This is a genomic window from Pseudomonas sp. NFACC04-2, from assembly GCF_900119265.1.
GTDB classification, from domain to species: domain Bacteria; phylum Pseudomonadota; class Gammaproteobacteria; order Pseudomonadales; family Pseudomonadaceae; genus Aquipseudomonas; species Aquipseudomonas fluorescens_AA.
The window spans coordinates 471,776-483,008 of record NZ_FPJC01000002.1 but is presented as its reverse complement, the minus strand read 5'-3'; the positions used below and the strand labels follow the sequence as shown (position 1 = coordinate 483,008).

At 63.9% G+C, this 11,233-nt stretch carries 12 protein-coding genes; 3 read left to right on the top strand and 9 right to left on the bottom strand.

All coding sequences use genetic code 11. The features are described 5' to 3' along the window. Positions 1–11: 11 nt before the first annotated feature. From BT125_RS04405 to BT125_RS04375, 7 genes are all read right to left on the bottom strand, one after another. Positions 12–1,073, bottom strand: coding sequence for an ABC transporter substrate-binding protein (locus BT125_RS04405; protein ID WP_072405345.1), 1,062 nt, complete (start codon positions 1,071–1,073; stop codon positions 12–14). A gap of 18 nt (positions 1,074–1,091) precedes the next feature. Further along, complete coding sequence (locus BT125_RS04400; RefSeq protein ID WP_072405344.1) at positions 1,092–2,207, bottom strand: NAD(P)/FAD-dependent oxidoreductase; 1,116 nt, start codon at positions 2,205–2,207, stop codon at positions 1,092–1,094. Beyond that, a complete protein-coding gene (locus BT125_RS04395) occupies positions 2,204–3,559 on the bottom strand; it encodes an FAD/NAD(P)-dependent oxidoreductase (RefSeq protein WP_072405343.1) in 1,356 nt (451 codons plus the stop codon). The genes BT125_RS04400 and BT125_RS04395 overlap by 4 nt, the downstream gene beginning before the upstream one ends. A gap of 301 nt (positions 3,560–3,860) precedes the next feature. Then, positions 3,861–4,151: a (2Fe-2S)-binding protein gene (locus tag BT125_RS04390; RefSeq protein ID WP_072405342.1), complete on the bottom strand. Its 291-nt coding sequence runs from the start codon at positions 4,149–4,151 to the stop codon at positions 3,861–3,863. 7 nt (positions 4,152–4,158) lie between these two features. Then, positions 4,159–4,953, bottom strand: a complete 795-nt coding sequence (locus BT125_RS04385; protein WP_072405341.1) for an ABC transporter permease — start codon at positions 4,951–4,953, stop codon at positions 4,159–4,161. Between the two features lie 6 nt (positions 4,954–4,959). After that, on the bottom strand, positions 4,960–5,829 hold the full coding sequence (locus tag BT125_RS04380; protein ID WP_072405340.1) for an ABC transporter permease: 870 nt from the start codon (positions 5,827–5,829) through the stop codon (positions 4,960–4,962). Next, positions 5,826–6,851 carry an ABC transporter ATP-binding protein gene (locus tag BT125_RS04375; RefSeq protein ID WP_072405339.1) on the bottom strand — a complete coding sequence of 342 codons (1,026 nt, stop codon included), beginning with the start codon at positions 6,849–6,851 and terminating at the stop codon, positions 5,826–5,828. The genes BT125_RS04380 and BT125_RS04375 overlap by 4 nt, the downstream gene beginning before the upstream one ends. 247 nt (positions 6,852–7,098) lie before the next feature. On the opposite strand from BT125_RS04375, the gene BT125_RS04370 reads away from it, so the two are divergent. Continuing rightward, complete coding sequence (locus tag BT125_RS04370) at positions 7,099–7,935, top strand: IclR family transcriptional regulator (protein WP_072405338.1); 837 nt, start codon at positions 7,099–7,101, stop codon at positions 7,933–7,935. 132 nt (positions 7,936–8,067) lie between these two features. Here BT125_RS04370 and BT125_RS04365 read toward each other — a convergent pair whose 3' ends face one another. Both BT125_RS04365 and BT125_RS04360 read right to left on the bottom strand, forming a co-directional pair. Next, positions 8,068–8,820, bottom strand: coding sequence for an anti-sigma factor family protein (locus BT125_RS04365; RefSeq protein ID WP_072405337.1), 753 nt, complete (start codon positions 8,818–8,820; stop codon positions 8,068–8,070). Next, positions 8,817–9,323 carry a sigma-70 family RNA polymerase sigma factor gene (locus BT125_RS04360; RefSeq protein ID WP_072405336.1) on the bottom strand — a complete coding sequence of 169 codons (507 nt, stop codon included), beginning with the start codon at positions 9,321–9,323 and terminating at the stop codon, positions 8,817–8,819. The genes BT125_RS04365 and BT125_RS04360 overlap by 4 nt, the downstream gene beginning before the upstream one ends. 167 nt (positions 9,324–9,490) lie before the next feature. Here BT125_RS04360 and BT125_RS04355 point away from each other — a divergent pair, with 167 nt between their 5' ends. Next, complete coding sequence (locus tag BT125_RS04355) at positions 9,491–10,573, top strand: catalase family peroxidase (RefSeq protein ID WP_072405335.1); 1,083 nt, start codon at positions 9,491–9,493, stop codon at positions 10,571–10,573. Continuing rightward, positions 10,570–11,106 carry a cytochrome b gene (locus BT125_RS04350; protein ID WP_072405334.1) on the top strand — a complete coding sequence of 179 codons (537 nt, stop codon included), beginning with the start codon at positions 10,570–10,572 and terminating at the stop codon, positions 11,104–11,106. The genes BT125_RS04355 and BT125_RS04350 overlap by 4 nt, the downstream gene beginning before the upstream one ends. The last annotated feature ends 127 nt before the right edge of the window (positions 11,107–11,233 follow it).

Genomic DNA, 11,233 nt, shown 5'->3' with positions numbered 1-11,233 from the left:
CAAAATTCCCTCTAGCGCTCGATGCTGCGGTTCCAACGGGCGTTCCAGGCCGGGCGTTGTTCGTTGACTTGGTCCCAATCCACGGCAATCGCTGTTTCCAGGTATTGCTTCATCGCCTCCACCTGGCCACGGGTCTTGTCGGTGGTCGGGGTGTTGGGGTTGGAAGGGATTTGGTCGCCTTCTTCCAGGGCAATGGCCTGGGCTTGCGGGGTCAGCAGGAAAGCGGCGAGCTTTTGCGCCAGTTCCGGCTGGGTGTTTTGCGCGATGGTGCATTCGGCGACGTTGAGGACCACGGCGCCTTCCTTCGGCTGGGCATATTCGACGGGCATGCCCTTGAGTTTCAACGCGGTCACCTGGGTCGGTGTCAGCGGGAACAGCGCGGCTTCGTCGGTCTGCAGCATTTCGGATATCTTCGCCGAGCTCGGGATGTACTCCAGCACGTTGCGCCCCACCGTGTTCGGCCACGCCTTGAAACCTGGCTCGACGTCGGTTTCGCTGCCGCCCTGGATCCGGTTGAACATCAAAAAGCCGTGCAGGCCGAAGGTGGACGAGGCCATCGACTGGAACACCACTTTGTCCTTGAAGCGCGGATCGGCCAGGTCCATCCATGAAGTGGGCGTATTCCAGCCTTTTTCCTTGAACAGCCGGGTGTTGTAGGCCAGCCCCGTTACCCCGAGGCTGACGGCCACGGCCTGATCCTTGATACGCCCCTTGGCCGGGATCTGCGCCAGGGTAGGGCTGTCCTCGAGCTTGTCGCACAGTCCCATGGCGATGGCGCGGTACATGATGCCGTCATCGAGGAACATCACGTGCATCTGTGGGTTGCCTTTGCTGGCCTGGACTTTCGCCAGGATGTCGGCGGAGGTACCGGGCACGATGACCACTTTGACATTGTTGGCTTTCTCGAACGCCGGCAAGACTTTGTCGGCGTAGAGCCGCTCCATGGTGCCGCCGTTCATGCCCAGGTAAAGCGTCGGCTCGGCCAACGCCTGGGTGACCGGGAGCAGGGCGCCCAGGCAAGCGGAACCCAGCGAGCAGAAACCGAACAGTGCACTGCGTTTTACGTTATTCATTGGCGCGACCTTCCTCTATCAAGCAACGGAGATGGAGTGAAACCGGGTGATGGAAAACGCATCCAGCGGCGTGGTCGAAGCCCCGCTGCAGATGATCTCGGCGAGCGCCTGGCCCACCGCCGGGCCGATCTGGAAGCCCGCGCCGGCAAAGCCGAACGCGTGCAATAGACCGGGCTGGGTGCTGCTGTGGCCGATCACCGGTTGGCGATCGGGCAGGTAACCTTCGGTGCCGCTCCAGGTACGAATCGCCTGGGCGCCTTCCAAAAACGGATAGAGCTCGACGGCTTGGCGCAGGATTTCCAGCACGGCGTTCTGGCCGGGCCGGGCGCGAGCGGCATCCAGGGCAAAGCCTTGGCCGCCTCCCAGCACGCAATTGCCGCGCGAGACCTGGCGGGCATAGATACCGCCACCCTCGACGCCGGTGCTGGCATCCATGATCAGGGGCAAGGGTTCGGTGACCAGCATCGCTGGGTGCCCGGCGTGCATCGGCACCGCTTCGCCGAATTGCGCGGCGAACTGGCTGGCCCAGGCTCCGGCGCAGTTCAGCAGCCAGGGCGCGTGGAACGTCAGGCCCGTTGCGGTCTGTACGACAAAGCGCTGGCCGTCGTGCGCCACGGTGCTGACGGTGCATTGTTCATGGATTTGCGCACCCTGCCGGCGAGCGGCCTGGGCGAAGGCTGGGGATACCAGGCGCGGATTGGCATGGCCGTCATCCGGGCACAGCGACGCACCCACCGCGACGGCGCCGACCCACGGAAAGCGCGCGCGCAGGGCCGTGCGATCGAGCAGTTGCAAATCCAGGCCGAAACCTTGGCTGGCGACGGCGTAGTCGTGCAGCGCTTGCAGGTCTTCAGCGCTGCGGGCCAGCTTCAGATGACCGCTGCGCTGGTACTCGCCGTCGATGCCGATCAACTGGGGCAACTGGTGCCAGATCTCATGGGCTCGTTGCGACAGGGGCAGTTGCGACAGGGGGCGGCCCTGGCGGCGCACACCGCCGTAGTTCACGCCGCTGGAGTGCGAGCCGCAGAAGTCGCGCTCCAGCAACGCCACCCGGCGTCCGGCCTGGCTCAGGAACAACGCGGCCGAGGCGCCCACGATACCGCCACCAACGATCACTGCATCCACTTCGATCATGGCTCGACCTCCAGGCCGAACGGCACGGGCTTGATCGGTGCCTGGGCCCGCAAGCGGCCGATGCTGGCGACGGTGCGGCCACTTTCGCAGGCAATGATCTCCGCGGCAGCGGCGCCGCACATCCGCCCCTGGCAGCGGCCCATGCCGACCCGGCAATGGGCCTTGACCCGGTTGATCTCCCAATGACCTTCGCCCACTACCCGGCGGATATCGCCGGCGCTGACTTCTTCGCAGCGGCAGATCATCAGATGATCGGCAGCGTCGGCGGCCCAGTGTTCAGGAAAGGCAAAGGCGCGCTCCAGGCCTTCCCGGAATCGGCCGATGCGCTCAAGGGCTTCTTCCAGTTGCGTGCAACGCTGCGGGTCGGTCGAGTAGCCGAGGTCTTCGAGCAAGGCCAGGGCCGCCCGTTCACCGGCCATTTCCGCCGCGTCGGCACCCATGATTCCGGCACCGTCACCGGCCAGGTAAACCCCCGGTACGCTGCTGCGTCCGGCGCGGTCCCGTTGGGGCAGCCAGGTGCGGTTGAGGGCATTCCAGGCAAACTCGCAGCCCAACAGGTCGGCCAGCTGGGTTTCGCTGCGCAAGCCATGGGCGAAGGCCACTGCGTCACAGTCGAGGGTGTGCTCGCCGCTTGCGTTGCGCCATCGCAGCGACTGCACTCGCCGTTGTCCGTCGAGACGCGTCAGGCTTGCGCCTTGATGCACGGCGATGCCGCGGGCGGCCAGCCAGGCGCGGTAGTAGAGGCCCTTGGCGAGGGTGGCCGGTTGTGCCAGCAGGCCGGGCAGGGCACGGACTTGGGCGCTGAAGGGCGAACTGTCGAGGACGGCGACCACATTGGCGCCGGCCCGGGCGTATTGATAGGCCACCAGATACAACAAGGGACCGCTGCCAGCGAACACCACCCGTTCGCCGATGGCGCAGCCCTGGAACTTCAGGGCAATCTGCGCCGCGCCCAGGCTGTAGACCCCGGGCAGGGTCCATCCCGGCACGGGCAGGATCCGGTCGGTGGCGCCGGTTGCGACGATCACGCTGGCGTACTCGAGGCGGTCGGCGCGGCCTTCATGCAGGGTATCGAGCAAGCCGGCCTCGGCGTTCCACACCAGGGTGTCGGGGCGGTAATCGAGTTGTTTGCGCAATGCGTCGAGCGTCTGGTGGATGGCGTTGGCCTTGTGTGCTTCGAAGCCATAGGGCTTGCCAGGCGAGCGCTTGAAATTGGCCGGTTGGCGCCGATAGATCTGGCCGCCACCGCGAGCGGCCTCGTCCAGCAGGACCGGGTACAGGCCATGGGTGACCAGGGTCTGCGCGGCGCGGATACCGGCCGGGCCGGCGCCGATGATGGCTATCGGTTTCATCGCCACCTCACGAGCAGGGCCGGGGGATTTTTGGGGTTGTCGAAGCCGCCATCGCGAGCAAGCTCGCTTCCACAATAGATCGGTTGTGGCGTCTGGTTTTGTGCACGCCACGGTACCCCTGTGGGAGCGGGCTTGCTCGCGATGACGGCGGCACATCTAACGACGGTTTCGGCAGATAGACCGCTTTCGCGAGCAAGCCCGCTCCCACATTTGATTTGGGGTGATGCTTTATCTTGTGCACGCCGCAAATCCCCTGTGGGAGCGAGCTTGCTCGCGATGAGGCCATTCCTGTCGAGCGTGTTCATACCTGGCGCCCCGGTTCGCGGCGGATGTCCTGCCCGGCTTCGAGTAGGGTCGAGCAGGCGCGCACGCGGCGGCCATCGCCCAGGCGCACCCAGCAGTCCTGGCAGGCACCCATCAGGCAGAAGCCGGCCCGGGGCTCGGCGCTGAAGTCACTGCCGCGCAGGTGTTCGCTGCAGGTCAGCACGGCGGTCAGCAGCGTGTCCCCCAACAGCCCGGTGGCGGGCTGACCGTCGAGGGTAAAGTCCAGGGCCGGGCGGTCGCCTTCGGCCAGTCGTTTCAGCAGTGCCATGACACCCTCATTGTTTGCCTACCAGGACCCGGTCCAGACCATAGACCCGGTCGAGCAGAATCATGGTCAGCGCGGTGAGCCCGATGACCAGCGCCGACACCGCCGCCATCATCGGATCGATGGATTCGGTGGCGTACACGTACATGCGCACCGGCAAGGTTTGCGTGGCCGGCGAGGTGACGAAGATCGACAGCGTGACTTCATCGAAACTATTGATGAACGCCAGCAGCCAGCCCCCGGCGACCCCCGGCAGGATCATTGGCAAGGTGATTTGCCGGAACAGCGTGAAGCGCCCGGCCCCCAACGATTGCGCGGCCTGTTCGGCGCTGCGGTCCAGACCGATGGCCGAGGCCAGCACCAGGCGCAGCACATACGGCGTGATCACCAGCACATGGGCGAAGATCAGCCAGGCGAAGCTGCCGTTCACGCCCATCAGTGCAAACAGGCGCAGCAAGGCGACCCCCAGCACCAGGTGCGGAATGATGATCGGCGACAGGAACAGGCCGTTGAAGAAATCCCGCCCCGGGAACTCCAGCCGGGTGATCGCCAGGGCCGCCGGCACCGCGATCAGCGTCGCCAGGGAGGCCGCGCAGAACGCCAGGACCAAGCTGTTGTAGAACGCGTCGACAAAATCCGCGCGTTCGAACACCGCGCGAAACCAGCGCAGGGAAAACTCGGTGGTCGGCAGGCTCAGGGTGTTTTCCGGGGTGAAAGCGACGAGGCAGACCACCACCAGTGGCGCGAGCATGAAGACCACCACCAAGGCGTGGAACAACAGCGCGAAAGGACCGTTTCTGGACATGACTAATTATCCCAATGACTTCTTGTAGCGGCCTTCGATCAACCGGTTCCACGACAGCATGATCAGCAGGTTGAGCAGCAGCAGCGCGACGGCAATGGCTGCGCCCATCGGCCAGTTCAGCTCCGAGAGGTACTGGTCGTAGATCAACGTGGCGACCATCTTCAGGCGCCGTCCGCCGAGCAGGCCGGGGATCGCGAAGGAGCTGGCGGCGAGGCCGAACACAATGAGGGTGCCGGACAGCACGCCGGGCATGATTTGCGGCAACACGACTTTGCGGATCACCGTGAACTGGCTCGCCCCCAGGGACAGCGCGGCTTGTTCGGCGGCCGGGTCGAGTTTCTGCAACGAGGTCCAGACTGGAATGATCATGAACGGCAACATCACGTGGACCAGGGCGATGACCACGGCGAACGGTGTATAGAGCAGCTTCATCGGCGCGCCACCGAAGGCTTGCAGGGCCTGGTTGATCAGGCCGTCAGCGCCGAGCAACAGGCTCCAGCCGAAGGCTCGCACCACCACCGAAATCAGCAGCGGCGTGAGAATCAGGATCAGGAAAATCGAGCGCCAAGGCGCGCCCATGCGGCTGAGGATGTACGCCTCGGGCACGCCGATCAGTACGCACAAAACAGTGGTCAGGGCGCTGATCCAGAATGTACGCAGAAAGATTTCGTAGAAGTACGGATCACCCAGCAGGCTGGTGTAGTGCTCGAGGGTGTAGGCGTCGCCGTCGATGCCCGAACTGTAGTCGAAGACGTTGAACGACAGGACCACGGTCAAGCCCAGGGGAATCACCAGCAAGCCCAGGTACAGGGCCAAGGCCGGTGCGGACATCAGGTAGCCTTGCCGACCACGGCGCATCGCATCGATCAGCTTCATGCCGATACCTCGTCCACGCTCAGTACCCGCAACAGGGCCGGATCCCAGTCCAGGCCCACCGCCGTGCCTTCGACCAAGGGCGCCGAGCCGTCGTTGCGGCGCACCACGCAGAGTTCACCCAGGCCGGTGGACACGCCGTACAGCCATTGGCTGCCCAGGAAGAAACGGCTGACGAGGGTGCCTTGCAGTCGCCCTGAACCGGCCTCGCACAGGTCGATTTTTTCCGGGCGCAGGCTCAGGGTCAGCTCGCCATCGGCCTGGCTGCAGGCTTGAACGACGCCCGCACTGTCCCGCACGCCAGGCAGCAGGTTGGCTTTGCCGACGAAGCTGGAAATGAACTCGGTGCGCGGGTGCTCGTAAAGGGTGTACGGCGCGTCGATCTGGGTGATGCGCCCGGCCTGCATCACCACGACTCGGTCACTGATCGACAGGGCTTCGGACTGGTCGTGGGTCACCATCAGCGTGGTGATTCCGACTTCGCGCTGGATGCGGCGAATTTCGTATTGCATCTCTTCGCGCAAGTTGGCGTCGAGGTTGGACAGCGGCTCGTCGAGCAACAGCACGGGCGGTTCGATCACCAAGGCCCGGGCCAGTGCCACGCGTTGGCGCTGACCGCCCGAGAGTTCTCGGGGGTAGCGGTCGGCGTGGCGGTCCAGGCGGACCAGTTTCAACACCCGGTCCACCCGTTGATGCAGTTCGGCGCTGGACACGTTGCGCATGCGCAGTCCGAAAGCGACGTTGTCCTTGACGGTCATATGGGGGAACAGCGCGTAGCTCTGGAACACCACCCCCAGACCACGGCTGGCGGGCTTGGCGTGGGTAATGTCGCGACCGTCCAGCAGGATGCGCCCGCTGCTGACTTCGACGAAGCCGGCAATCATTTGCAGGGTCGTGGTCTTGCCGCAGCCGGAGGGCCCCAGTAGCGAGACAAACTCGCCTTTTTCCACCGACAGGTTGGTGGCGACCACGGCGTCGATGTCGCCGTAGCGTTTGCCAAGTCCTTCAAGTTGCACAAAAGCCATCGCTGCGCTCCACCTGGGATTGTTATGCGTCGCCGCAAGGGCGCGCTTTTTTATATGGGCAGATACGAAAGGGTGCTGCTGGGGTGCGTTGGCGCTCGACCTCGAGTCGGCTGCCGCTGTTGTTCGAATCGCCCCTGTCTGGACGAAGAGTAGGACGAAGAATAGGATGGGCTCAATGGACTATTTCACTGAGATGAAGACTATTTTCAGTTTTATTCAGTGGGTAAATTTAATAATGAGAAATAGCATGATCGATTCCGCTGAACGGAATAATGAGCGAGGCGAAGTCGGTGTCGGAGCGGTCTCCAGGCTGTTTGCCGTGTTGCGCAGCTTGGGTGACACCGCCGAAGGCGGCGAGCGAGTGACGCAATTGGCCCAACGCATCGGCCTGTCCCAGCCCACCACGCATCGCTTGCTGCGCAGCCTGATGGACGAGGGCATGGTCGAGCAGGATGCCCGCAGCAAACGTTATCGCTTGAGCCTGGAGTTCTTCGCCCTGGCGGCCCGCGCCGGCAATACCGGCAACCTGCGCGACCTGATGCGCCCGGCCATGCTGCGGTTGTCAGCGTCCTTGGGGGACTCGCTGTTTTTGCTCGCCCGCAGTGGTTTCGATGCCATCTGCCTGGACCGCAGCGAGGGGCCGTTTCCGATCCGCACGTTCACCGGTGACATTGGTGGCCGCGTGGCGTTGGGCGTGGGGCAGGGCAGCCTGGCGATCCTGGCCTTCCTGCCGGAAGAGGAGCGCGACACGGTGATTCAATACAACCTGCCACGGCTCAAGGATTTCCATCTGTACGACGAAGTCTTCCTGCGTTCGGAAGTGGAGAACGTGCGCGCGCTGGGCTACGCCGGGCGCAACACCGGTGTATTGCAAGGCATGGCCGGGGTGGCCGTGCCGATCCTGGACCGTGATGGCCGGGCTGTGGCCGCCTTGAGCGTGGCAACTGTGAGCGACCGGTTGGGGCCCGATCGCCTGCCGACGGTGGTGGACATGCTCAAGCGTGAGGCGGCCCTGATCGGGCCGCGGATCAACCCGTTCGACCCATTGTTGCGCAGGCCTTCGCAGGTGTTTGGGCAGGGTTGAACACACCTTGAAGCCTTCCACAAATCCCTTGTGGGAGCGGGCTTGCTCGCGAAAGCGGTGTATCTGCCAAGATGATGTCGCCTGACACACCGCCTTCGCGAGCAAGCCCGCTCCCACAGGGGATGGTGATGCTCAGAAGTCCAATGTCTGCTTAAGTCTTTGCATCGTCGGCGTGTCACTGGGTATGACCATCGCATAGTTGTACCCCTGCCCGGACCAGTATTCGGCTTGCAACTCGCCATCGCGGCGACTGCCCCGGGGCAACAGGAAGTTTTTCGGGCCGGGTGGGCGCACGTAGAAGCTGATTTTCTGACCGCTCGGGTCCTGATAGACCACCATCGCCGCCGCGCCTTGCTCGGTGCTGAGCAATCGCCCGCTGACCGGTTTGAAGCCGGCGCTGGACAGGTTGGGCAGCCGGTCGGCCTGGGTGAAGTAGCGGTCGAGCCAATTTTGCATGTGCTGCTCGTCGCCGCTCTGGTAATCGGCTGGAAGAATGCCCTGCTGGGCAATCAACCGGTACGCCTGGAGGGCATCGGCCATGGGCGCAACGGCGCTGAGCAGGGTCATTTGCCGCGCCTGCCAGCCACCGAAGCCACCCACGCTGACCGCCAGCAACAACACCGCGGCGCTGGCCAGGTGGCGATGGGCGCGATGTGTCAGGCGTTGGCGAATCATGGCCGGGTCGAGGTCCGGGTTGGGCGGTTGTTGCAAGGCTCCGCTCAGAGCCGTGCGCAGGTGCTGTGCGTCCTGTTGCCAAGCCCGGATGCGGGCGGCGACTTCGGGCTGGTTGGCCAGGTAGGTCTCGATCAGGCGCTGGTCGGCCTCGCTCAGGTGGCGATCGACGTAGGCGTGCAGGTCGCTGTCGCTGGGGGGCATGCTGATCATTTGAGTATCCGCAGGGTGGGGCGGGTGATTTCGCCATCGCTGAGTTGGCGCAGGGCCTGGCGGGCGCGGGACAGGCGGGACATCACCGTGCCGGTCGGTACGCCGAGGATGTCGGCGACTTGCTGGTAGCTCAAGCCTTCCACCGACACCCACAACAACAGCGCACGCTGTTCCGTGGTGAGCTGATCGAAGGCCTGCAAAGACGACTGTGCGATTACACTGCGCTCGGCCGAAGGGTGGACATCGTCGCGGCCGGTGAAAAACTCCAGCATGCGCGCGTACCGGCGGGAGCGGCGATGGCCGTCGAGAAACTGCCGATACAGGATCGAAAACAGCCAGGCTCGCAAATCACCGTCCGGGCGCTTGTCGTGCCATTTGGACAACGCCCGTTCCAGGCACATCTGCACCAAGTCGTCGGCGTTGCTCGGGTTGCGCGTCAGCGATACGGCAAAACGCCGTAGCCTGGGGATGAGTTCGCGCAACTGTTCGTCGAGTGCATTCATGGAAGGTGGCTTCTGTAGGCAGTCACTGCGTCGGGACTGGAAAGACGATCCGCGAACGAGATTATTCCAGTGCAGGAAAAATAAATACGAGGTGTGGGAATAAACCTGCCAGGTCTTCGTCTGACGTGTCCTTTCCAACAAATGGCCTCGAGCCCTGGAGCTTTCTCATGGTTGATCCTTCTCCCTCGACGGGCCGGCCGCCCTTGAGTGCCGCCGCCCTGACACTGCGCCTGAGCGGTATTGCCGTGGTTGTTGTCGCACTGGCCGGGCTGTTTGCTTACGTTAATGGCAGCCTTGACCCACAGCGCCTGACACCGGAAGCGTTGGTCAATGTCTTGGAAAAAAACAACGGCGTTCATCCGGGCTTTCGACGCAACCACTCGAAAGGGGTCTGCGTCGCGGGTTATTTCCAAAGCTCGGGCGAGGCCAGCGCCTATTCCAGCGCCCAGGTGTTCTCGCTGCCGCAAACGCCTGTGGTTGGGCGTTTCGCTTTACCCAGCGGCAACCCTTATGCACCGGACGGCAGTGTGCCGATTCGCAGCCTGGCGTTGCGTTTTACCCAGGCCAACGGCCAGCAATGGCGCACCGGCATGAACAGCATGCCCGTGTTTCCGGTGGGCACCCCCGAAGCCTTTTACCAACTCCAACAAGCCCAGTCGCCGGACCCTGCCACAGGGAAACCGAATCCCGCGGCCGTACCGGCGTTTTTTGCCGTGCATCCCGAGGCAGCGCCATTCCTGCAATGGATCAAAACCGCCAAGCCGTCGGCCAGCTACGCCACCGAAACCTACAACGGCATCAACGCCTTCTATCTGGTCAACCCCGCCGGGCAGCGCCAGGCCGTGCGCTGGGGCGTGGTACCGCTGGGCCAGGACGCTGCCGATGCGACGCCACCCCAGGGCGCCGACTTCCTTGAGCAAGACCTGGCGAAGCGTCTCGCCGCCGGGCCGTTGCGCTGGCAACTGAACATCACCTTGGCCAACCCGGGGGACCCGGTGAACGACGCCAGCAAGGCCTGGCCCGCTGACCGCAAGGTGCTCAACGCCGGCACGCTGGTGCTGGAGCGCACTCAGGCGCAGGACAACGGCGAATGCCGCGACATCAACTATGACCCGCTGATCCTGCCCCAAGGGATCGAAGGGTCTGACGATCCGTTGTTGGTCGCACGTTCCGCTGCTTATGCCAGTTCCTATCTGCGTCGTACCAGCGAAGTGAGCCAATTGCCCGCCACCCAGGAGTCCCGCCCATGAGCGCCCCTCGTCACTTCGCACCGCTGGCTCGGCTGCTGCACTGGCTGATGGCATTGATGATCATCGCCATGCTGTTTATCGGCGCCGGCATGGTCGCTTCGGTATCCGCACGTCATGAATGGCTGCTGCAGTTGCACAAACCATTGGGCATCGCGATTTTGCTGTTGGTGATCGTGCGCCTGGTGGTGCGTTTCACTACCCGCCAGCCGCCGCTGCCGGCCGATCTGCCGGGCTGGCAGGTGTTGGCGGCAAACGCCTCCCATGTGCTGTTGTACGCCTTGATGCTGGCTTTGCCACTGTTGGGTTGGGGCATGATTTCGGCGGCGGGGGATCCGGTGATGCTCGGTAACTGGCTGCAACTGCCCTCGATCCTGCCCGCCCACGCCCAGACGTTCGCACTGCTGCGCAAGGCCCACGGGTACCTGGCTTACTTGTTGTTCCTGACTGTGCTGGTTCATCTGGCGGCGGCGCTGTTTCACGCGTGGGTGCGCCGGGACGAGGTGTTGGACAGCATGTTGCGCGGCAAGGGCTGAAGTTGGTGAACGACTCGAAATACTGTGGGAGCGAGCTTGCTCGCGATGACGGCAGTACAGCCAACATCTCTGCAAGCTGACCCGCCGCTATCGCGAGCGAGCTCGCTCCCACAGGGATTCAGGGGAC